19 protein-coding genes, 1 tRNA gene, 2 rRNA genes and 1 pseudogene are annotated in these 20,567 nt (G+C 56.7%); 18 read left to right on the forward strand and 5 right to left on the reverse strand.

Annotation, left to right across the window (positions count from 1 at the left end; genetic code table 11):
- Positions 1-31 precede the first annotated feature (31 nt).
- From psmB to ACZ47M_RS01305, 8 genes are all read left to right on the forward strand, one after another.
- Positions 32-637, forward strand: a complete 606-nt coding sequence (gene psmB, locus ACZ47M_RS01270) for an archaeal proteasome endopeptidase complex subunit beta (RefSeq protein ID WP_315339411.1) — start codon at positions 32-34, stop codon at positions 635-637.
- Positions 638-642: 5 nt separating this feature from the next.
- A complete protein-coding gene (locus ACZ47M_RS01275; protein ID WP_315340815.1) occupies positions 643-999 on the forward strand; it encodes an ASCH domain-containing protein in 357 nt (118 codons plus the stop codon).
- Complete coding sequence (locus tag ACZ47M_RS01280; protein ID WP_315339413.1) at positions 996-1,697, forward strand: DUF1614 domain-containing protein; 702 nt, start codon at positions 996-998, stop codon at positions 1,695-1,697. Before ACZ47M_RS01275 ends, ACZ47M_RS01280 begins: the two co-directional genes overlap by 4 nt.
- Positions 1,698-1,764: 67 nt before the next feature.
- On the forward strand, positions 1,765-2,607 hold the full coding sequence (locus ACZ47M_RS01285) for a ribose-phosphate diphosphokinase (RefSeq protein ID WP_315340818.1): 843 nt from the start codon (positions 1,765-1,767) through the stop codon (positions 2,605-2,607).
- Between the two features lie 376 nt (positions 2,608-2,983).
- A 16S ribosomal RNA gene (locus tag ACZ47M_RS01290) occupies positions 2,984-4,469 on the forward strand.
- Between the two features lie 53 nt (positions 4,470-4,522).
- Positions 4,523-4,600, forward strand: a tRNA-Ala gene (locus ACZ47M_RS01295).
- Positions 4,601-4,707: 107 nt separating this feature from the next.
- A 23S ribosomal RNA gene (locus tag ACZ47M_RS01300) occupies positions 4,708-7,737 on the forward strand.
- Together the 16S and 23S rRNA genes with 1 tRNA gene alongside form the textbook arrangement of a ribosomal RNA operon.
- A gap of 252 nt (positions 7,738-7,989) precedes the next feature.
- Complete coding sequence (locus ACZ47M_RS01305) at positions 7,990-8,556, forward strand: DUF366 family protein (RefSeq protein ID WP_315339414.1); 567 nt, start codon at positions 7,990-7,992, stop codon at positions 8,554-8,556.
- Here ACZ47M_RS01305 and ACZ47M_RS01310 read toward each other — a convergent pair.
- Both ACZ47M_RS01310 and ACZ47M_RS01315 read right to left on the reverse strand, forming a co-directional pair.
- Positions 8,550-9,159, reverse strand: a pseudogene (locus tag ACZ47M_RS01310) (hypothetical protein). The gene ACZ47M_RS01305 and the pseudogene ACZ47M_RS01310 overlap by 7 nt on opposite strands.
- Before the next feature lie 43 nt (positions 9,160-9,202).
- Positions 9,203-10,075 (reverse strand): PhoI, encoded by an 873-nt coding sequence (locus ACZ47M_RS01315; protein ID WP_315339416.1) that lies wholly within the window; start codon positions 10,073-10,075, stop codon positions 9,203-9,205.
- A 128-nt stretch (positions 10,076-10,203) separates the two neighbouring features.
- Here ACZ47M_RS01315 and lysS point away from each other — a divergent pair, with 128 nt between their 5' ends.
- The gene (lysS, locus tag ACZ47M_RS01320; protein ID WP_315340820.1) at positions 10,204-11,784 is read left to right on the forward strand and encodes a lysine--tRNA ligase; all 1,581 of its coding nucleotides are present in this window, start codon (positions 10,204-10,206) and stop codon (positions 11,782-11,784) included.
- A gap of 3 nt (positions 11,785-11,787) precedes the next feature.
- Here the strand turns inward: lysS and ACZ47M_RS01325 are convergent, their stop codons facing one another.
- Entirely contained in the window at positions 11,788-12,474 is a 687-nt protein-coding gene (locus ACZ47M_RS01325; RefSeq protein ID WP_315339418.1) for a class I SAM-dependent methyltransferase, read from the reverse strand.
- Positions 12,475-12,557: 83 nt separating this feature from the next.
- Between ACZ47M_RS01325 and ACZ47M_RS01330 the strand changes: the two genes are divergently transcribed.
- Positions 12,558-13,142, forward strand: a complete 585-nt coding sequence (locus ACZ47M_RS01330) for an indolepyruvate oxidoreductase subunit beta (protein WP_315340822.1) — start codon at positions 12,558-12,560, stop codon at positions 13,140-13,142.
- Between the two features lie 11 nt (positions 13,143-13,153).
- Here ACZ47M_RS01330 and ACZ47M_RS01335 read toward each other — a convergent pair whose 3' ends face one another.
- A complete protein-coding gene (locus ACZ47M_RS01335) occupies positions 13,154-14,320 on the reverse strand; it encodes an MFS transporter (RefSeq protein WP_315339420.1) in 1,167 nt (388 codons plus the stop codon).
- A gap of 326 nt (positions 14,321-14,646) precedes the next feature.
- Here ACZ47M_RS01335 and ACZ47M_RS01340 point away from each other — a divergent pair, with 326 nt between their 5' ends.
- The 8 genes from ACZ47M_RS01340 (at position 14,647) to ACZ47M_RS01375 (ending at position 20,037) form a co-directional block, all read left to right on the forward strand.
- Entirely contained in the window at positions 14,647-14,874 is a 228-nt protein-coding gene (locus ACZ47M_RS01340; protein WP_315339422.1) for a hypothetical protein, read from the forward strand.
- Between the two features lie 56 nt (positions 14,875-14,930).
- Entirely contained in the window at positions 14,931-15,713 is a 783-nt protein-coding gene (gene psmA / locus ACZ47M_RS01345) for an archaeal proteasome endopeptidase complex subunit alpha (protein WP_315339424.1), read from the forward strand.
- Between the two features lie 11 nt (positions 15,714-15,724).
- Entirely contained in the window at positions 15,725-16,435 is a 711-nt protein-coding gene (locus ACZ47M_RS01350) for a ribosome assembly factor SBDS (RefSeq protein WP_315339426.1), read from the forward strand.
- Positions 16,432-17,196 (forward strand): exosome complex RNA-binding protein Rrp4, encoded by a 765-nt coding sequence (rrp4, locus tag ACZ47M_RS01355; protein ID WP_315339428.1) that lies wholly within the window; start codon positions 16,432-16,434, stop codon positions 17,194-17,196. Before ACZ47M_RS01350 ends, rrp4 begins: the two co-directional genes overlap by 4 nt.
- Complete coding sequence (gene rrp41 / locus ACZ47M_RS01360) at positions 17,193-17,942, forward strand: exosome complex exonuclease Rrp41 (RefSeq protein WP_315339429.1); 750 nt, start codon at positions 17,193-17,195, stop codon at positions 17,940-17,942. The genes rrp4 and rrp41 overlap by 4 nt, the downstream gene beginning before the upstream one ends.
- On the forward strand, positions 17,935-18,765 hold the full coding sequence (rrp42, locus tag ACZ47M_RS01365) for an exosome complex protein Rrp42 (protein WP_315339431.1): 831 nt from the start codon (positions 17,935-17,937) through the stop codon (positions 18,763-18,765). The genes rrp41 and rrp42 overlap by 8 nt, the downstream gene beginning before the upstream one ends.
- 96 nt (positions 18,766-18,861) lie before the next feature.
- Positions 18,862-19,284 (forward strand): cell division protein SepF, encoded by a 423-nt coding sequence (locus ACZ47M_RS01370; protein ID WP_315339433.1) that lies wholly within the window; start codon positions 18,862-18,864, stop codon positions 19,282-19,284.
- Between the two features lie 72 nt (positions 19,285-19,356).
- Positions 19,357-20,037 (forward strand): ZPR1 zinc finger domain-containing protein, encoded by a 681-nt coding sequence (locus ACZ47M_RS01375; protein ID WP_315339435.1) that lies wholly within the window; start codon positions 19,357-19,359, stop codon positions 20,035-20,037.
- Here the strand turns inward: ACZ47M_RS01375 and ACZ47M_RS01380 are convergent.
- On the reverse strand, positions 20,028-20,552 hold the full coding sequence (locus tag ACZ47M_RS01380) for an ASCH domain-containing protein (RefSeq protein ID WP_315339437.1): 525 nt from the start codon (positions 20,550-20,552) through the stop codon (positions 20,028-20,030). The genes ACZ47M_RS01375 and ACZ47M_RS01380 overlap by 10 nt on opposite strands.
- Between the last annotated feature and the right edge of the window lie 15 nt (positions 20,553-20,567).

Below are 20,567 nucleotides of genomic sequence, written 5' to 3' on the forward strand. Positions count from 1 at the left end.
CAACTTCTATCGCTTACGGAGGTGAGGGGTTATGGTGGGAGAGAAAAAAACCGGCACCACCACTGTAGGGATAAAGGTTAAAGACGGCGTTGTTCTCGCCGCTGACACTCAGGCTTCCCTTGACCACATGGTCGAAACGCTCAACATAAGGAAGATTCTCCCGATAACCGATAGGATAGTCATAACAACGGCAGGAAGTGTTGGCGACGTTCAGGCTTTAGCTAGAATGCTTGAGGCGGAGGCGCGTTATTACCAGTTCACGTGGGACAGGCCCATGAAGACGAGGGCCATGGCCAACCTGCTCAGCAACATACTCAACGAGAGCAAGTGGTTCCCCTACATGGTTCAGATCCTCATCGGGGGCTACGTCGATGAGCCCGAGCTCGCCAGCTTGGACGCCCTCGGAGGCCTCGTCTTCGACGAGTACACTGCCACGGGCTCAGGGAGCCCCTTTGCGATAGCCATAATCGAGGACGGCTATAGAGAGGACATGAGCGTTGAAGAGGCCAAGGAACTCGCAGTAAGGGCCGTAAGAACGGCCGGAAAGAGGGACGTCTACACGGGGGACAGGAAGGTTCAGGTCGTTACGATAACCAAGGATGGCATGAAAGAGGAGTTCGTCGAGTTCAAGGAGTGATGATAATGAAGGGGCTCATAGTCAGGCGCCCCTTTGCAGACTGGCTCGTCGAGGGCAGAAAAAGGTGGGAGATCAGGAAGTCCAGAACCAGGGTTCGGGGAGAAATCTTGATCCTCAGTGAAGGCTACGCCCTGGGTAAAGCTGAATTAGTTGACGTTGTTGGCCCCTTCACTCCAGAGGAACTGGCCGGGCATAGAGAGAAACACCTCGTTGATTACGACCTCCTCAGAGAGTACTCCGGTGGAAAGCCGCTCTACGCCTGGGTGTTTGACAATCCGGAGAAGTTTGAGGAGCCCGTAAAAGTCAACATCAAAAGAGGCTCCCAGGTTTGGGCAAACGTTGAGCCGGTGAACAGGCCATGAGGTACCGCTATCTCTTTCCACCCTTAGCAATCCCCTTTGTGTTTTTATTCCTCCTTCTCCTCCTGCTCTTCTTTACGCTCCTCTCTGAGATTTTGACGGCGGCCTTTCACAAGCTTGGGCTTCCATTACCTGTTGCTTACTCGCTCTTCCTCTTTTCCCTCGTCGGGAGCTTCATAAACATCCCGATAGCAGAGGAGAGGTCGTACGTGCCGGTTATAAGAGTGAGGGAAGTCAGGTTCTTTGGGATCACCTATCCCGTCCCCTACTTTGATTGGGCCGAGCAGAAAGTCATTATAGCGATCAACGTTGGAGGGGCCCTGGTTCCGTTGAGTCTCGTCACCTACGAGGTTGTGAGGCTGTCTCAATTGGGCGCTTACTCTGTCCTGCTTAGAATGGCCGTTGCAATGGCCATAGCCTCCCTGGTCAGCAACATCGTGGCCAGGCCCGTCCCCGGGGTGGGGATAGCCCTGCCAACCCTCATACCCCCGCTCATAGCGGTTTCTCTTGCTGTTCTAATTGGGGGGGAGTACAGGCCTCTGATAGCCTACGCGAGTGGAACAATGGGTGTTCTGATAGGAGCTGACCTGATGAACTGGGGCAAGATCAAGAACCTCGGGGCCCAGATGGTCAGCATAGGCGGTGCGGGAACCTTTGATGGAATCTTCCTCGCGGGGATCCTAGCGGTTCTCCTGGTTTGACATTTACTTGAATGAGTCACCTTTAAAAAGGTTGGAGTTTTACATGTTTGCGGCAAAGGTGATGAACATGATAATAGTGGGATCGGGTGCCCTTCATCTTAAGGATGAGCTGCTCAACTATGGAGCAGAGGTGCAGGATATAGAGATAAGCCGTTTCCCCGATGGGGAGAAGTACGTCAGGGTGCCCCTCTCTGGAAGGGAGGCAACGGTTGTGCAGTCCACCTACAAGCCTCAGAATGAAAACCTGATTGAGGCCCTTCTGATAGGGGATGCCCTCCGGGAGAGGGGCTTTGAGAGGTTGAAGCTGGTTGTTCCCTATTTGGCCTATTCCCGCCAGGACAGGATAACGAAGGAAGGGGAGCCCATAAGCGTGAGGGCCGTAATGAGAACGCTTGGTCTCTACTACGATGAGCTCTACGTCGTGGACATCCACAATCCAAAAACACTTGATTTCTTCCCCGGTAAAGCCTTCAGCGTCTCTCCGGCTAAGTCAATGGCAGACTACTTTGGAGAGAAGCTGGGGGAGGGCGTAGTTCTTTCCCCTGACGAGGGTGCTTTGTCCAGGGCCAGGGGAGTCGCCGAGGAACTCGGGGTTGAATACGGCCACTTTGAAAAGCGCAGAATTTCGCCAACACAGGTGGAGATGAGACCGGTTGAAATAGACGTCAGGGGGAAGAACGTACTGATAGTGGACGACATAATAAGCACCGGCGGGACGATGATAATGGCGGCTGAAATCCTCAGAAAGTTGGGGGCGAGGAAAATCTTCGTTGGTGTTACCCACGGGGTTTTTGCCGAAGGCGCTGTGGAGAAGGTGAGTAATGCTGTGGACGAACTTGCGGTGACCAACACCATACCCACCCCCGTATCGAAAATCAGCGTTGTTCCGGAGATCATTAGGGTTCTCTAGCTCTCGCTTTGACATTTTGATGTCAAATTTTTTGCGACTTTCCCACAATTTTTGAGTTGTTTATTTTCAAAAACTGGCCCTCCCATTCACTTTGCAAAAATTTTGTATCACAGGGGTTTGCCCCCATTGGATGGAGCGCCCGAACAGGGCGCGACGAAACCCGGGCGCCAAGACGGCGGCGTCGGGGGGAACGGGTGCAAAGTACCCAGCATGAACCCCGCCCTCCAGCCCGGGTCACAAAAATGTGCGCTCCCGAGGAAACGCCGAAAGGCGGAACCCTCGGGGGTAAGGCAGGCCCGACATCCCGACCAAACCCCGGACGGGAATTTTGGTACTTCCCGCTAAGGGAAGTCCCACCGGCCGTACTCCTTGCTCAATTCCGGTTGATCCTGCCGGAGGCCACTGCTATGGGGGTCCGACTAAGCCATGCGAGTCATGGGGCGCCTCGCGCGCACCGGCGGACGGCTCAGTAACACGTCGGTAACCTACCCTCGGGAGGGGGATAACCCCGGGAAACTGGGGCTAATCCCCCATAGGTCTGAGGTACTGGAAGGTCCTCAGGCCGAAAGGGACTCTGTCCGCCCGAGGATGGGCCGGCGGCCGATTAGGTAGTTGGTGGGGTAACGGCCCACCAAGCCTAAGATCGGTACGGGCCATGAGAGTGGGAGCCCGGAGATGGACACTGAGACAAGGGTCCAGGCCCTACGGGGCGCAGCAGGCGCGAAACCTCCGCAATGCGGGAAACCGCGACGGGGGGACCCCCAGTGCCGTGGCAATGCCACGGCTTTTCCGGAGTGTAAGGAGCTCCGGGAATAAGGGCTGGGCAAGGCCGGTGGCAGCCGCCGCGGTAATACCGGCGGCCCGAGTGGTGGCCACTATTATTGGGCCTAAAGCGTCCGTAGCCGGGCCCGTAAGTCCCTGGCGAAATCTCACGGCTCAACCGTGGGGCTCGCTGGGGATACTGCGGGCCTTGGGACCGGGAGAGGCGGAGGGTACCCCTGGGGTAGGGGTGAAATCCTATAATCCCAGGGGGACCGCCAGTGGCGAAGGCGCTCCGCTGGAACGGGTCCGACGGTGAGGGACGAAGGCCAGGGGAGCAAACCGGATTAGATACCCGGGTAGTCCTGGCTGTAAAGGATGCGGGCTAGGTGTCGGGTGAGCTTCGGGCTCGCCCGGTGCCGGAGGGAAGCCGTTAAGCCCGCCGCCTGGGGAGTACGGCCGCAAGGCTGAAACTTAAAGGAATTGGCGGGGGAGCACCACAAGGGGTGGAGCGTGCGGTTTAATTGGATTCAACGCCGGGAACCTCACCGGGGGCGACGGCAGGATGAAGGCCAGGCTGAAGGTCTTGCCGGACACGCCGAGAGGAGGTGCATGGCCGCCGTCAGCTCGTACCGTGAGGCGTCCACTTAAGTGTGGTAACGAGCGAGACCCGTGCCCCCAGTTGCCAGTCCTCCCCGTTGGGGAGGAGGCACTCTGGGGGGACCGCCGGCGATAAGCCGGAGGAAGGAGCGGGCGACGGTAGGTCAGTATGCCCCGAAACCCCCGGGCTACACGCGCGCTACAATGGGCGGGACAATGGGATCCGACCCCGAAAGGGGAAGGGAATCCCCTAAACCCGCCCCCAGTTCGGATTGCGGGCTGCAACTCGCCCGCATGAAGCTGGAATCCCTAGTACCCGCGTGTCATCATCGCGCGGCGAATACGTCCCTGCTCCTTGCACACACCGCCCGTCACTCCACCCGAGCGGGGTCCGGGTGAGGCTTGGTCTCCCTTCGGGGAGGCCGGGTCGAGCCCGGGCTCCGTGAGGGGGGAGAAGTCGTAACAAGGTAGCCGTAGGGGAACCTACGGCTCGATCACCTCCTATCGCCGGAAATCCCGTCCGGGGGGTTTAAGGGATGTCGGGCCTGCCACGGGTGGGCCGGTAGCTCAGCCTGGTATGAGCGCCGCCCTTGCAAGGCGGAGGCCCCGGGTTCGAATCCCGGCCGGTCCACCACGAAGAGGTGCACATCCCGAGCCAAGCTCGGGGTGGAAGGGCCTGAGACCCCGAACAGGGGTCACGGTGAGGGCCGTGCATAGGCGAGCTGGTCCAGGAAACGTCCCGCCCGGTGGCAACTAAGCCACCTGGTGGATGGCTCGGCTCGGGGCGCCGACGAAGGGCGTGGCAAGCTGCGATAAGCCCCGGCGAGGCGCAGGCAGCCGTCGAACCGGGGATTCCCGAATGGGACTTCCCGCGGCTTTTGCCGCACTCCCAGTCGGGAGGGGGAACGCGGGGAATTGAAACATCTTAGTACCCGCAGGAAAAGAAAGCAAAAGCGATGCCGTGAGTAGGGGCGACCGAAAACGGCACAGGGCAAACTGAACCCCGGGCCGAAAGGTCCGGGGGATGTGGTGTTGTAGGGCCCCCGAAGGAGCCCTGGGGATGAAGCCGAAGTCCGCTGGAACGCGGCGCCGAAGAGGGTGATAGCCCCGTAGGCGTAAGTCCCCGAGCTCCTGGGGTGTCCCTGAGTACCGTCGGTCGGATATCCGGCGGGAAGCTGGGAGGCATCGGCTCCCAACCCTAAATACGTCCCGAGACCGATAGCGAACTAGTACCGTGAGGGAAAGCTGAAAAGCACCCCGGGAGGGGGGTGAAAAGAGCCTGAAACCAGGTGGCGATAGGAGGGTGCGGCCCGAAAGGGTTGACCCTCCCCGAAGGAAACACGGGCGACCGTGGAGTACGAGGGGAGGTGACCGGGGTTGCACCGTCCGTCTTGGAGCACGGGGCAGGGAGTTCACCCGAGCGGCGAGGTTAAGGGGGTTAGCCCCGAAACCGTAGGGAAACCGACAGGTCCGCAGCCCGCAAGGGCGAGGGACGGGGTGTGAAAGCGCCCGGAGTCGCTCGGGTGAGACCCGAAGCCGGTCGATCTAGCCCGGGGTAGGGCGAAGTCCCTCAACAGAGGGATGGAGGCCCGCTAGGGGTGCTGACGTGCAATTCGCTCCCGTGACCTCGGGCTAGGGGTGAAAGGCCAATCGAGGCCGGAGATAGCTGGTTCCCGCCGAATTATCCCTCAGGATAGCCCGGCCGGAGGTAGGCGGTGGGGTAGAGCACTGATTGGGAGTTTAGGGGGAGAAATCCCCCGGCTCCCTGTCAAACTCCGAACCCACTGCCGCCGTAGATGGCCGGAGTAGGGGGGCGGTGTAAGCCGTCACCCGAGAGGGGAACAACCCAGACCGGGGTTAAGGCCCCAAAGTGCCGGCTAAGTGTTACTCCAAAGGGTGTCCCTGGCCTTAGACAGCGGGGAGGTAGGCTTAGAAGCAGCCATCCTTTAAAGAGTGCGTAACAGCTCACCCGTCGAGGTCAGGGGCCCCGAAAATGGACGGGGCTTAAGCCGGCCGCCGAGACCCCGGCGCACGGACCGATTGGTCCGTGATCGGGTAGGCGGGCGTGCCGATGGGGCGGAAGCCGGGCCGTGAGGTTCGGTGGACCCGTCGGTATCGCGGATCCTGCCGGGAGTAGCAGCATAGCCGGGTGGGAATCCCGGCCGCCGTAGGGGCCAGGGTTCCACGGCAATGTTCGTCAGCCGTGGGTTAGTCGGTCCTAAGCCGGCCCGTAACTCGGCGCCGGTGAAAGGGAAACGGGTTTATATTCCCGTACCGCGGTGGTAGGTGCGGCAACGCAAGCCCGAGGGGTGACGCCTCGGGGTAGGCGGACCGGTCCACAAGGCCGGCTAAGCGTATAAGCCCGGGGAGTGCCGTAATGGCGAGAACCGGGTGAAAGCGCGAATGGCCTCCCGTAAGGGGGGTTCCGCCGATCTCTGGGGCCCGTGAAAAGCCCCTCGGGAACGATCCACCGCGACCGTACCGAGAACCGACACTGGTGCCCCTGGGTGAGAAGCCTAAGGCGTGTCGGGGGAAACCCAGCCGAGGGAACTCGGCAAATTGGCCCCGTAACTTCGGGAGAAGGGGTGCCTGCGGGTGCGTAACCCGCAGGTCGCAGTGACTAGGGGGGCCCGACTGTTTAGTAAAAACACAGGTCCCAGCTAGCCCGAAAGGGTTTGTACTGGGGCCGACGCCTGCCCAGTGCCGGTATGTGAAGCCCGGGTACAACCGGGTGAAGCACCGGTAAACGGCGGGGGTAACTATAACCCTCTTAAGGTAGCGAAATTCCTTGTCGGTTAAATGCCGACCTGCATGAATGGCGTAACGAGGTCCCCACTGTCCCCGGCTGGGGCCCGGCGAAACCTCTGCCAGGCGCGTATGCCTGGGACCTCCGGTGGGAAGCGAAGACCCCATGGAGCTTTACTGCAGCCTGCCGTTGCCGTACGGCGGAGGGTGCGCAGCGTAGGCGGGAGGCGTCGAAGCCCGCCCTCCGGGGCGGGTGGAGCCGCCCATGAGACACCGCCCACTCTCTGCCGTACGGCTAACTCGCGGAAGCGGGGACAGCGGTAGGTGGGCAGTTTGGCTGGGGCGGCACACCCTCGAAAAGGTATCGAGGGTGCCCTAAGGTCGGCTCAGGCGGGTCAGGAATCCGCCGTAGAGTGCAAGGGCAAAAGCCGGCCTGACTGGACCCGTAACAGAGGCGGGTCCAGCCGCGAAAGCGTGGCCTAGCGAACCCCTGTGCCTCCCCGGTGGGGGCCAGGGATGACAGAAAAGCTACCCTGGGGATAACAGAGTCGTCTCGGGCGAGAGCCCATATCGACCCCGAGGCTTGCTACCTCGCTGTCGGCTCTTCCCATCCTGGCCCTGCAGCAGGGGCCAAGGGTGGGGGTGTTCACCCATTAAAGGGGAACGTGAGCTGGGTTTAGACCGTCGCGAGACAGGTCGGATGCTATCTACCGGAGGTGCTGGCCGCCTGAGGGGAAGGCTCCCCCAGTACGAGAGGAACAGGGAGCCGCGGCCTCTGGTCTACCGGTTGTCCTACAGGGCAACGCCGGGCAGCTACGCCGTAGCCGATAAGGCCTGAAGGCATCTAAGGCCGAAGCGGCCCCCGAAAAAAGGCGGCCACTCCTGGGCGCTTGGACCTGGGCGACCGGTCAGTTGCCCAGGACGAGGGCTCGGGAAGAAGACCCGTTTGATGGGGCGGGGATGTAAGCGGGAAGGGAAACCGACCCGTTCAGTCTGCCGCTCCCAACAGCCCGAGTGCCCCGGGCGGGACGTCTGATAGACCAGCTCGCCTGTGCACGGCCCCCGCGACTCAGCCCATGTCTCTTCTGTTGAACTAAACTGCAAGAATTAAAGCCCTTCAACCGTTGTATCCCCTGTGATCGCCTGCTCGACACCGTGGAGAAGAGCTTCGCCTTTTCCTTGTCCCGCGAGTTCTATCCTGACGATAGCCAGCTGGAACATCGAGGACGTAAAAGTCTTTTGAAGGGCTCGGGCAACTTCTCGAAAGGGGTGGTTGAGATGGAGTTGCTGGTTGTTAAAGAGGGGCGCATTGATTACGATGGCTCAGCGATTCGGAGCCACTGGGCCTACAGGAACTTCGGAATCCTCGGGAACTCGCTCGTAGTTTTTCGCGGCAAGTGCGATGTCAGGGTTGAGGAGATGATCGACATCGAGGATCTCCGCCAGAGCAAGGAAATTAAAAGCGATGACATGGTGCACTACATAATCGAGGTTTTTGACCTTGTTAACGCGCTCTTTGCCTCGACGCTTCAGAAGCTTTTCATAGCGAAACTCTGCGAGGTTCTTGAGCAATACGGGGTGAAAACAAGCAGAAAGGGCGATGACATCTACGTGAACGGCAAGAAGCTCAGCATATCGATAGCCACGGTCTCTCCTGTGAGCGTCAAGATCCACATCGGGATGAACGTCGAGGCCAAAGGGATCCCGGCCGGGGTGGATGCCATCGGCCTCAAAGAGCTTGGCATCATGGATATCGAGGACTTCATGGAGAGGACTGGAAAAGCTCTCGTTGCCGAGTTCGAGAAGGTGAAGAAGGACAGCCTCAAAGTGAGGTGGGCTCAATAAAGGAGGAAGAGCAAACCCCCCATGAGGGGAACGGCCAGGTTGTCGTCGAGCAAGCGCTGGTACTCTGCTAAGGTCAGCATGGCCGCCCATCCTATTTTTTCAACCGTCCCCGCGCTGAGGAAAATGAAGGCTATTATCACCGCCGTGACGAAGTAGCCTAAGCTCCCGGTCCAGTGTTTCTTGAGCTTCACGTTGAACCCGTTCTTTCTGAAGTAGTAGTGCCTTATTATGCCGGTAACCCCGTCGCTTACCGCCATCGCGAGGAGTACTGCAGTTGCGTATTCAATCGGGAGTATCGCCGAGATAGCGGACGCTGAGAGAGCAAAGAAGACCTCGCCGTAGTTGTTCCTTATCTGGTACCAGCTCAGTTCTCTTCTCCTCAGGTGGGGCTGCAGCTGGATCAAGCTTATGAGAAACGCCGCACCGGCAAAAATCCACCTGGGTATAAGCCCCCAGTAGAACATCAGTATCGCGGGCACAACGCTGAGGTGTATCAGCTTCCTGTTGATCCAAGCCCATTCTGATCCAAGCTTTTTTTGTGAAGGCGATGGTGCCTATGATAGAGAGCACGCCTATTGTAACCGCCCCGGGAGTGTTGATCATGTCGATTTCACCAAAATAAAAGTGGGGTTGGGGTTATATATCTTTACCCGAAAGCGTTCATCACCTTATGGAGCGCGCCCGCGAAGTCCTCAGCGTGGACTACAACATACCACTCGTCTGTTCTCGTAAGTTCTCCGCGCGATTTTCCAATTAATTCGCCGTAGAGTCCCTGGATCTTCACCCTCGGCTCGGTTGTTGAGAGTTTCAGCGTTATCTCGCTCGGCTTCCCGTTCTCCCAAACTACTCCAACTTTCAGGCCCGCTTTGGTCTCCTTTCTCTTCCTCAGGCCCAGTTTGAGGTAGCGGAGCCTCTCCTCCGGAACGCCGTTTTCCTCGGCCTTCTCACGGAGGTATTCGTCCGCGAGCGTGAGGCCGTGCAGGCCGAGGGCGTAGCCGAAGACGGGAATTCCGAGGTCTTTTCTGGCCTTTCCCTTGTAGGCGTAGACCTCTATCCTCCTCCCTGACCCTCGGGAAGCGAGGTAGAAGCTTTTAGTCTCATCCCTTCTGAACTCGCTCAAAAAGTCTGCCAGCGTTTCGTAGAACGGGAACGGTATCGAAAAGCTCGCCCAAGTCCCCCATATCCTTGGAGGAACCGAGACGAAGCCGATATCTTCGAGATGGTATTCGAGGGGCTTCGGCCTCAGTATCAGGAAGCCCTTCTCTGTAAGCTCCATCCCCATGATTGCCCTCTCCCCAGGCACTACAGTGAACTTCCCGTCGTCCTCAAAGTCTTTCGCCTTGAGAAGCCTGTCCCTCCTGAGCTTTTTTCCTCCCCTTGAGCTCACCACGACCGGAATCGGCGTTTTCCTTCCAGTTTCCTTGTCGTGGGGGACTTTAAAGCCCGCCTTCAGAAGCTCCTCCTGTATCTCGAGCGACGCTGGAAAGAAGGCCTGCATGCCCTTCAGTTCAACCTCCATGGGGATACCTCCTTACGTTTTACGGTAGTTTTTACCATATCTGCTTATAAACTTTTCTTTATGGTCCGTTGCAACCGGACAAGCTTAAGCTTAAAAGGAGCCTGGAAGAGCTAGGCGCGGTGGTGAGGATGGTTCACTGGGCTGACCACATGGCCGAGAAGATAATCCGCGAAAGGGGTGACAAGGAGGAGTACGTCGTCGAGAGCGGCATTACTCCGAGCGGTTACGTTCATATAGGCAATTTCAGGGAGTTCTTTACCGCTTACATAGTCGGCCACGCCCTCCGCGACAGGGGCAAGAGGGTTCGCCACATCCACATGTGGGACGACTACGACCGCTTCAGAAAGGTCCCGAAGAACGTTCCGCCCGAGTGGGAGGAACACCTCACGAAGCCCGTTCGCGAAGTTCCCGACCCCTGGGGGTGCCACAACAGTTACGCCGAGCACTTCATGGCCCTCTTTGAGGAAGAGATCTCCAGGCTTGGAATCGAGGTGGACTTCCTCCACGCCTACGAGCTCTACAAGAGCGGCGAGTACGCGGAGGAGGTGAGGCTCGCCCTTCAAAAGAGGGAGGAGATAAAGGCAATCCTCGACAAGTACCACGAGATGGCCAAACAGCCGCCCCTCGGGGAGGACTGGCAACCGGTCATGATCTACTGCCCACACTGCAGGAAGGAGGCCGAATTCGTAGCCTGGGACGGGGAGTGGAAGGTTTCCTACAGGTGTCCCCACTGCGGGAGGGAGGGCGAGACAGACATAAGGGAGGGCAACGTTAAGCTCCGCTGGCGCGTTGACTGGCCGATGAGGTGGGCCCACTTCAGGGTCGACTTTGAGCCGGCTGGAAAGGATCATCTCGCCGCCGGAAGCTCCTACGACACTGGAAAGGAAATAGTTGAGAAGGTCTTCGGCTGGCCGGCACCGATAACCCTCATGTACGAGTTCGTCGGGATACAGGGTCAGAGGGGCAAGATGAGCGGTTCAAAGGGTAACGTTATCCTCCTCAGCGACCTCTACGAGGTTCTTGAGCCCGGAATAATCCGCTTCATATACGCGAAGGCCAGGCCGAACAAGGAGATTAAGATTGACCTCGGTTTGGGCCTTCTCAACCTCTACGACGAGTTCGACAGGGTTGAGCGCATCTACTTCGGCCTCGAGAAGGCTAAGAACCCCGAGGAGGAAGGGGAGCTCAGGAGAACCTACGAGCTGTCAATGCCCAGGGTTCCGGAGAGACTGACCGCCCAGGCACCCTTCCGCTTCCTCGTTACGCTCGTCCAGATGCCACACCTCAATGAGGACGGCATAATCCGCGTTCTTCAGGAGCAGGGGCACGTTCCGAAAGAGCTCAGCGAAGAGGACGTCCGGAAGATCAAGCTCCGCATTCGCTTGGCTAAAAACTGGGTCGAGAAGTACGCCCCCGAGGACGTGAAGTTCCACCTGCTTGAAAAGCCGCCCGAGATTGAGCTTGAGCCGGAAATCCGGGAGGCAATGCTCGAAGTGGCGGAATGGCTTGAGAGGAACGGGAAGTTCACTGTGGATGAACTCAACAACGTTATCTTCGATGCAGCCAAAAAGCGGGGTGTTCCGAGTGATAAGTGGTTCAAAGTCCTTTACAACGTCTTCATAGGAAAAGACCGTGGGCCGAGGCTCGCACCGTTCCTCGCTTCCCTGGAGAGAGAGTTCGTTATAGGGCGCCTCCGCATGGAGGCCTGATATTTATTTTTTCGGCACATAGACCTGGAAATAGGTATGCTCGTTGATGTTCTCGCTGTGGATCTGCCCGAAGTAGAGCTTTGCGAGCATCTCAACGGCCGTTTTCCCCCAAACGTTGAAGCGCACCCTGAAGCTCTCCTTCTCGCTCTGGAACTCTATCAGAACCGTCTTCTCCTCTTCGTCCGTTAAGACCCTGCTGATCCAGTACTCGGCCCCAACGACGGTTCCGTTAATTAAGACCGGCAGGAGTTCCCTGAGGTCCGTGAACTGGAGTATAAACCTTCCGCCCGGCTTTAGAACCCGCGCGACCTCTTTGAAAACCTGGTTCAGCTCCCGCGGTTCGAAGTGGACGAGGCCCTCTATGAAGAGCACGTAGTCGAAGCTGTTGTTCTCAAATGGAAGCTCCTTGGCGTTGCCCTTAACGAACTCGACCTTTGAGCCCTTATCCGCGGCGAACTTCCTGGCCCTCTCGAGCATGGCCTCGCTTGAGTCCAGGCCAATGACCTGAAAGCCGAGATCCTCGAGGAGAAAGGAGAAGCCGCCGGCCCCGCAGGCGAGGTCTAAAACCTTCCCCCTTGAGGGCATGTGCTTCATCAGAAGGGGCTCGAGCGTCTCAATCCTCCTCCTGTACTCGTCCGAGTAAATGTCGCTGTATGCCCTGAACGCCTCGTAGTATTTCTCGAAGGACATGTTACCGGGTTGGTTCCGGAGTTTAAATATTTTCCCGGGCTTAGGTTTTTATTTGTCCCGTCCAATTTTCCCCGGTGGTGCCAGTGGAGTTCAACCTCATAATAACCGGCGTCGGTGGCCAGGGTGGTTTGACCCTCTCGAGGATAGTGGGAAATGCCGCCATGCACGAGGGCTACAACGTCAGGATCGGCGAAACTCTCGGAATGAGCCAGCGCTATGGGAGTGTCCTCAGCTACCTCCGCTTCGGCGAGGAAGTCTATTCGCCCCTCATAGGGGAAGGAGAAGCAGACTTAATGCTCGCATTTGAGCCTGCGGAAGCTTTGAGAAACGCGCGCTTCCTCTCAAAGAAGAGCGTTGCCATAATCAACGCTTACCCAATCCACACTGCAACGACCCTCGTCGGCAAGGAGCGCTACCCTGAACTTGAGGAGATAAAAAAAGCCATAGGAAAAATCTGCCCAGTCCATATGGCCAACTTCCAGGAGGAGGCTGACAAGATAAACCCGAGGACGCTCGGTGTTCTCATGCTCGGCTACGCCTTTGGCAAAGGTCTGATCCCGCTTAAGAAGGAGAGCATCTACGAGGGGATTAAGGGAACACTCCCCGGGAAGCTCTGGGAGACCAACTTCAGGGCCTTCGAGCGCGGTATAGAGCTCGCTGGGAGGTAGTTTTTCTTTTCTCACCTGTTGTGTTTGATGAAGAATGCGTAGAATATCGCCGTCGCTGTAACGTAGAGCACGGCCGTCACATAGAACGGGTAGCTCAGTGAGGTGGCGAAGAGCAGTCCGCCGACGTAGTTTCCACAACCCCTCATGAAGGTTGAGAACGCCTGCATTATTCCTGCGGCGGTTGCCTTCTCCTCGGTTGAGAAGAAGCCCACCATGAAGGAATCGTTTATGGGCCCGACGATGTTCATCAGTATCGAGCGGAGCACGTAGAGGAAAGCCGCCAGCAGGAAGGTCTCTATTGAGGGAAATATCGCGAAGAGAAAGGCCGCTATGCTCTGGAATGAGGTTATGACGTTGACCGGGCCTATTTTGTTCACCAGTCTCGGAAGAGCAAAGGAGCCAAGCCCCATCGCCAGTTGCTGGAAGAAGAATATCCCGCTTATCGCGGCGAGGGTTTCTCCGAACCTCGTGTTGAAGTAGATGCTCATGTAGGGTATCGTTATTCCCGCCCCAAAGCCTATGAGCGCGCTCGGAATCGAGAACTTGAGTATCTTGGCCACTAACTGGCGGTTCCAGTTTATGCGCGAGTTCCTGACCGGAACGTCGCTTATCATGAGCAGGGCAGGGATTACGACGACGAACTGTAGGATGGTGAGCGAGATGACGAGCCTGTAGGCGACCCCCTCGGAGAGGCCGAGACCCTTAAAGAATCCCGGGGCAAAGCCTGCAACGAGGACCCCGATGGCATTGAAAATCGTTCCCAGTCCGAAGCTTATCGAGAACGCGTGGTGCCTCTTTTCTTCCCCGACCTCCTCGCTCAGGAGGGCTGTGAAGTTCGGTTGCCTCAACCCCATGTTCACCCCGACCAGGAAGAAGCTGAGGAGGAGAACTGGAGTGTTGAGGGCAGCCACCTGGAGGAGCCTCCCGATGAGGCCGAGAAACGCGCTCAGGAGGAGGGTCTTTTTATAGCCAATCCTGAGTGATATCTGTCCGGCGAGGAGGAAGAAAAAGCCGCCCGTGAAAGTCTGGACCGAGAAGAACTTTCCCATCGCGCGCATGTCATAGCCGAGCGCCCCCAGGTAGAACGGCATTATGAACACCGAGAACTGGAGGAATAGCTGGCCGGCGGCGTTGGCCGCTATGATTATCTTCGCGTCCCTGCTGTATCCGGAGAGCATGGTCAAACGTCTCTCGTAGCGTTTATAAGTTTATCGAAGTGGATCTTCAATTCCCTCACCCCTGGATCCAGCCCCTTCCCCTCTTCATCTGGGAATGACGTGGATGTGCGGAACGTCTCTCTGAAGGGGATGGTTTTAGGGCACTTTTTAAGGCGTTCATGGCCAGATTTATCCCCTCGAGAAGGGCCCCCTTCCCTCTCTTTCCGATGCCTCTTAGGGGCCGCTAAAAGGTGGCCCCCGCTGGCTGGATAGCCGTCGAGGAGGATCCATCATATCGCCTCCAAACCCTTAAAACTCCCTGCCGTTAATCATTTTTGGGTGGGAAAATGGTTGAGCTTGAGACAATGAAGAGGGAGTACCGGAAGCTCATGCTTTCAGGTCTGTTGATACTCCTGCTGGCCTTTGCCCTTTTGATATTTGCGCCCTTTGGCAGGCTCTCACTGCTGATCGGGCTGGTGCTCTTTCCTATAGCACTGGTTCCCCTTGAGCTGGCGAGGAGAACGGCTCATAGAATGGTCCTGCTGGCCCTCAGTGAAGGGGATGGAAAAGCTTAATTACACTTCGCGGCGAATTCGTTTGGGTTAAAAGATGGATGAAGAGGTGATGGAACATGGCGTTTGTACCACCGCAGGCTGGCTACGACAGGGCGAGTGCGGTTTTTAGTCCCGATGGAAGGCTGTTCCAGGTGAACTACGCAAGGGAGGCAGTGAAGCGCGGAGCTACCGCCGTCGGCGTCAAGTGGAAGGACGGCGTTGTCTTGGCTGTAGAGAAGAGGATAACCAGCAGGCTCATCGAGCCCAGTAGCTATGAGAAGATCTTCCAGGTAGACGACCACATAGCGGTAGCACCGAGCGGTATAATAGCTGACGCAAGGGTTCTCGTCGACAGGGCCAGGCTGGAGGCTCAAATCTACCGCCTCACCTACGGCGAACCGGTTCCGCTCACCGTTCTTGTGAAGAAGATCTGCGACCTGAAGCAGGCCCACACCCAGTACGGAGGGGTGAGGCCCTTCGGCGCCGCCCTCCTGATGGCCGGCGTCAACGACAAGCCCGAACTCTACGAAACTGACCCGAGCGGTGCCTACTTCGAGTGGAAGGCAGTGGCAATAGGCAGCGGAAGGAACACCGCGATGGCGATCTTCGAGGAGCACTACAGGGACGACCTCGACATGGAAGGGGCCATAAAGCTCGCCATAATGGCCCTCGCGAAGACCCTTGAAGAGCCGAGTGCAGAGGGAATAGAGGTAGCCTACATAACCACCGGGGACAAGCGCTGGAAGAAGCTCTCCACCGAAGACGTTGGGAAGTACCTCGGTGACATCCTCGAGGAGCTCAAGGAAGAAGAGGTCGAGATGAAGGAAGAGGACTACTCCGAACTCGATCAGAACTACTGAGGTGACGGGCGATGCCCATAAGCGTTGATAAAGCCGTCATCGCCCGGCTTAAAACCCACGGCGAGACCTTCGAGATACTCGTTGATCCATACCTTGCGAGGGACTTCAAGGAGGGCAAGGACGTTTCCATTGAGGAGATCCTTGCCACTCCCTACGTTTTCAAGGACGCCCACAAGGGCGACAAGGCCAGCGAGCACGAGATGGAGAAGATATTTGGCACCAGCGATCCCTACGAGATTGCGAAGGTAATCCTTCAGAAGGGTGAGGTTCAGCTGACGGCAGAGCAGAGGAGGCAGATGCTGGAAGACAAGAAGAGGTACATAGCAACCATAATCCACAGGCACGCCGTTGATCCCAGAACTGGCTATCCCCACCCGGTGGACAGAATCCTCAGGGCCATGGAGGAAGCGGGGGTTCACGTTGACATATTCAAGGATGCCGAGGAACAGGTTCCGGCGGTGATCAAAGCAATAAGGTCACTCCTTCCGATAAAGCTTGAGGTGAAGGTTATAGCTGTCAAGATACCGAGCGACTACGTCGGAAAGGCCTACGGCGAAGTCAGGAAGTTTGGAACTATAAAGCGCGAAGAATGGGGCAGCGACGGCTCCTGGATGTTCGTAATAGAGATTCCTGGAGGAGTCGAGGAGGAGTTTTACGAAAAACTCAATGCCCTCACTAAGGGCGAAGCTTTAACTAAACTGCTAGAGAGGAAGGGGCTATGAAGAGAGTTTTTGTAAAACCAAGGGAGCTGGTTGTTCCTGGAACCCTGCTTGCGCAGGGAGCCTTCCAGGCAGGTAAGGGAACGTTCAGGGAAGGTAACAGGGTCTATTCAACCGTTGTGGGGCTCGTTGATATCAGGGGCGACACAATAAAGGTTATCCCCCTGGAGGGGCCTTACATACCTGAGGTTGGGGACAACGTTCTGGGAAAGATCGTTGATGTGAAGTTCTCGTCCTGGACAGTTGACGTAGGCGCTCCGTACCAGGCAACTCTCCGCGTTCAGGACGCGGTGGAAGAGAAGATAGACCTGCTGAAGACGGACCTTAGGAAGATATTCGACATCGGGGACATAATCTACGCCAAGGTTAAGGCGTTCGATGAGGTGAACCAGATCGACCTGACCACTAAGGGAATGCCCTTCAACGGGGGTCCCCTCAGGGGAGGTCAGCTGGTGACTATAACCTCCTCTAAGGTGCCCAGGGTAATCGGAAAGGGTGGCTCGATGATAAACATGATCAAAAAACTCACCGGAACGAGGATAATAGTTGGCCAGAACGGCTGGGTCTGGGTAAGTGGAACGAACAGGGAACTGGAGGAGCTGGCCGTGGAGGCGATACTCAAAGTGAACAGGGAAAGCCACACCAGTGGGTTAACCGACAGGGTCAAGGAGTTTCTCCTCTCCCGGCTTCAGGATCTCAAGGAAAGGGGAGTAATAGGGGAGATTCCGGATCTTGGTGAAACAGAGGGTGGTGAAGAGCAATGATGGGTAGGCCAGAGGGGTTAAAGCTCATCGACGAGAACGGGAAAAGAATAGACGGCAGGAAGAAGTATGAACTCAGGCAGATTCGCATGGAGGTAGGTGTTCTAAAAAACGCCGATGGTTCGGCTTACATTGAATGGGGGAACAACAAAATCATCGCTGCCGTTTACGGTCCAAGGGAAATTCATCCAAAGCACCTCCAGAGACCTGAAACGGCTATTTTGAGGGTTCGTTACAATATGGCCCCCTTCAGCGTTGAGGAGAGAAAGAAGCCCGGCCCTGACAGGAGAAGCGTTGAGATAAGCAAGGTCATCCACGGTGCACTCCAACCGGCTCTGATACTTGAGATGTTCCCCAGGACTGTTATAGACGTTTTCATTGAAGTTCTTCAAGCCGATGCCGGAACCAGAGTGGCCGGAATAACGGCAGCATCTCTCGCCTTAGCTGACGCCGGAATACCCATGCGCGACCTCGTGGCAGCTTGTGCTGCAGGAAAAATAGACGGTGAGATAGTCCTTGATCCGAACAAGGAGGAGGACAACTACGGAGAGGCCGACGTCCCGGTGGCCGTAATGCCCATGAAGAACGACATAACCCTGCTCCAGATGGACGGGTACTTAACCAAGGACGAGTTCCTTGAGGCAGTCAGGCTCGCGATCAAGGGAGCCAAAGCCGTTTATCAGAAGCAACGCGAGGCGCTTAAGGAGAAGTACCTCAAGATCTCCGGGGAGGTGGGTGGGGATGAGTGACGTCGAGATAATGGCCAGCCTCATGCGCGACAGGATACTCAGTCTGCTCAAAGAAGGAAAAAGACTCGATGGCAGGGGTCTTGAAGACTACAGAAACATAGAGATCCGGACCGGCCTCATTGAAAAGGCGGAGGGCTCTGCACTCGTTAAGCTTGGGGACACGATGGTGCTCGTGGGTGTCAAGGTCGAGTTTGGGGAGCCCTTCCCGGATCTGCCCGAGAGGGGAGTAATGACGACTAACGTGGAGCTTGTTCCACTCGCTTCACCGACCTTTGAACCGGGCCCCCCCGATGAGAGGGCAGTCGAGCTGGCCCGCATTGTGGACAGGGGAATAAGGGAGAGCAACGCCATTGACCTTGACAAGCTGGTTATAGTGCCCGGAAAGCTCGTTTATGTCCTCTTCATCGACGTTCATGTCCTCGACCACGACGGGAACCTGATCGACGCGGCAGGGTTGGCGGCAATGGCTGCCCTGATGACAACGAAAATCCCCAAGGTTCAGTACAACGCGGAAACGGGAGAGCTGATAAAGCTGAGCGAGCTTGAGCCTCTGCCAGTTAATCACGTTCCGGTTCCTGTAACCTTCGCCAAGATAGGGTCTTCTCTGATAGTTGACCCCAGCCTGGAGGAAGAGACAGTCATGGACAGCAGGCTGACTATAACGACTGACGAGACCGGTCACATCTCTGCAGTTCAGAAGGGAGAAGGTGGTGCCTTTAAGCTTGAAGAGATCATGTACGCCGTTGATACCGCCTTCAAGAAGGCCTCAGAAATCCGCGAAATTCTGCTCAATGTTACGGGGTTCAAGCTTCCCCAGGCGTGAACTCTTTTTATTTTTGCCGCTCCAAATGGGAAAGAAATATAAATGTTAACACTTAAATGCTTTAGCCTTGATTATGGTCAAACTGGGGTGAAAGCCATGGGCCTGTTTGACGGCGTTTTAAAGAAGGAGAAGGATAAACCCAAGAAAGCTGTTCCAGTTAAGGAGGTTTCCCCGTCAGCCAAGAAAAAGGAAGAACCCTCTCAGGTACACCGGGAAGTAGCCATTATCCCTCTGGAGGAGGATACCCTTGCCAGGGAGATCGTAAAGCCCCAGGTTAGGTACGTCAAAAAGGTTGTAGTAACTAGTTACTCTGACCTCGAAAAGATATCTGAGGAGCTCCAGAACGGTAACCTTGTCCTCGTGGATCTGAGTCCCCTTGAACTCAAGCCCGATATACTGGAAAAGGTTGCCGAGCAGATCAAGGGGATGACAACGGCACTTGGCGGCCAGCTGGCGAAGGTCTGCAAGGACGAAATAAAACTTTTACTCGTCCCGGAGGATATAAGGTTCGCCAAGTGATCTCATTTTGATTTTCCTTGCGGGTACCAATTATTTATAAACTGGCCTTTGCTTCTTTTCTCGGTGGGCGATATGAGTGAGAAAGTCATATCTCACGGGGAAGTGGGCGAGGTTCAGGTTATAAGCCTTGGCGACTGTCCGATCTGCGGCGGGAAAAACACCTTGAAGGCCATACAGCACGTTCACGAGATCCCCTACTTTGGTAAAGTCATGGAGAGCACTATAATTTGTGAAAAATGCGGCTACAGAAACGCCGACGTCATGATCCTTGAGGACAGACCGCCAAAGCTCTACACGGTAAAGGTCGAGGAGGAAAAAGACTTATTCACCCGCGTCGTGAGGAGCAAGAGCGGAACCATTGAGCTGGACGAGATAGGCGTCAGGATAGAGCCGGGACCAGCGGCAGAGGGCTTTGTCACCAACGTTGAAGGAATCCTTGAGAGGGTTAGGGAGACCCTCCTCATGGCGAGGGAATTCAGACGGCAGGAAGGGGATGAGGAAGCTGTTAAGAGGGTGGACGAGATCATGGACTACATCAAAGACGTTAAGGACGGAAAGAGGCCGCTAACCGTCAGGATAATGGACCCCCTCGGAAACAGCGCGCTGATAGGCGAGAAGGTCAGGAGCAGGCTTCTAACGCAGGAGGAGATAGACTCCCTCAGCCTCGGCCCCTACGTGAAGGTCAACCCGGAAGAGCTTGAGAGCGAGGATTCCTCCGAGGAAAAGCTCCGAGAAGAGGCCGCTCAGAGGTAAACCACCTCTCTCGTCAAAAGGTCTTCTATCAAGTTTTTCACCCACCCCTTTCTCGTCCTCCTCGAGAGATGGATTATCCCTTCCACATGGATGCCGTATCTTTCTCTCATTTCTTCCCTGTTCACGGGTTCCCTGAAGAGGAAGGGCCTTTCTATGGTGAAGGCGTAGCCGTAGTCCTTAATGTACTCCCCGAGCCACTTCTTCCCGTTCTCGCCGTGAACGAGGGTTAAACCGCTCGTCTCCTTCGTCATCTCCCACAGGGTATCCAGGTCGGCCTTGATCACCTCCCCCACCTCGAAGCCCCCGGCTATAGTTCCCTTCTTAGTCAGCGTTTGCTCCTCGTGGAGGCCGAGCCTTCTGAGGGTATCGCGAAGCTCATAGGGATTGCCCCTCGCGACGTAAAGGAAAACCAGGTCTCCTCCCTGAAAAGCACGGCTCTTCCGTATCTCGACGGTCTTTAGGCCCCTGAATATTAGTTCGGCGTAGACCTGGTGGAGCGCTATGACGTGCTCCATGCTTCCACCACCACG

The sequence above is a fragment of the Thermococcus waiotapuensis genome (assembly GCF_055384795.1).

Coding starts and splice junctions, on each gene's coding strand:
- psmB (WP_315339411.1), top strand. CDS start 32: ATGGTGGGAGAGAAAAAAACCGGCACCACCACTGTAGGGATAAAGGTT.
- ACZ47M_RS01275 (WP_315340815.1), top strand. CDS start 643: ATGAAGGGGCTCATAGTCAGGCGCCCCTTTGCAGACTGGCTCGTCGAG.
- ACZ47M_RS01280 (WP_315339413.1), top strand. CDS start 996: ATGAGGTACCGCTATCTCTTTCCACCCTTAGCAATCCCCTTTGTGTTT.
- ACZ47M_RS01285 (WP_315340818.1), top strand. CDS start 1,765: ATGATAATAGTGGGATCGGGTGCCCTTCATCTTAAGGATGAGCTGCTC.
- ACZ47M_RS01305 (WP_315339414.1), top strand. CDS start 7,990: ATGGAGTTGCTGGTTGTTAAAGAGGGGCGCATTGATTACGATGGCTCA.
- ACZ47M_RS01315 (WP_315339416.1), bottom strand. CDS start 10,075: ATGGAGGTTGAACTGAAGGGCATGCAGGCCTTCTTTCCAGCGTCGCTC.
- lysS (WP_315340820.1), top strand. CDS start 10,204: ATGGTTCACTGGGCTGACCACATGGCCGAGAAGATAATCCGCGAAAGG.
- ACZ47M_RS01325 (WP_315339418.1), bottom strand. CDS start 12,474: ATGTCCTTCGAGAAATACTACGAGGCGTTCAGGGCATACAGCGACATT.
- ACZ47M_RS01335 (WP_315339420.1), bottom strand. CDS start 14,320: ATGCTCTCCGGATACAGCAGGGACGCGAAGATAATCATAGCGGCCAAC.
- ACZ47M_RS01340 (WP_315339422.1), top strand. CDS start 14,647: ATGGTTGAGCTTGAGACAATGAAGAGGGAGTACCGGAAGCTCATGCTT.
- psmA (WP_315339424.1), top strand. CDS start 14,931: ATGGCGTTTGTACCACCGCAGGCTGGCTACGACAGGGCGAGTGCGGTT.
- ACZ47M_RS01350 (WP_315339426.1), top strand. CDS start 15,725: ATGCCCATAAGCGTTGATAAAGCCGTCATCGCCCGGCTTAAAACCCAC.
- rrp4 (WP_315339428.1), top strand. CDS start 16,432: ATGAAGAGAGTTTTTGTAAAACCAAGGGAGCTGGTTGTTCCTGGAACC.
- rrp41 (WP_315339429.1), top strand. CDS start 17,193: ATGATGGGTAGGCCAGAGGGGTTAAAGCTCATCGACGAGAACGGGAAA.
- rrp42 (WP_315339431.1), top strand. CDS start 17,935: ATGAGTGACGTCGAGATAATGGCCAGCCTCATGCGCGACAGGATACTC.
- ACZ47M_RS01370 (WP_315339433.1), top strand. CDS start 18,862: ATGGGCCTGTTTGACGGCGTTTTAAAGAAGGAGAAGGATAAACCCAAG.
- ACZ47M_RS01375 (WP_315339435.1), top strand. CDS start 19,357: ATGAGTGAGAAAGTCATATCTCACGGGGAAGTGGGCGAGGTTCAGGTT.
- ACZ47M_RS01380 (WP_315339437.1), bottom strand. CDS start 20,552: ATGGAGCACGTCATAGCGCTCCACCAGGTCTACGCCGAACTAATATTC.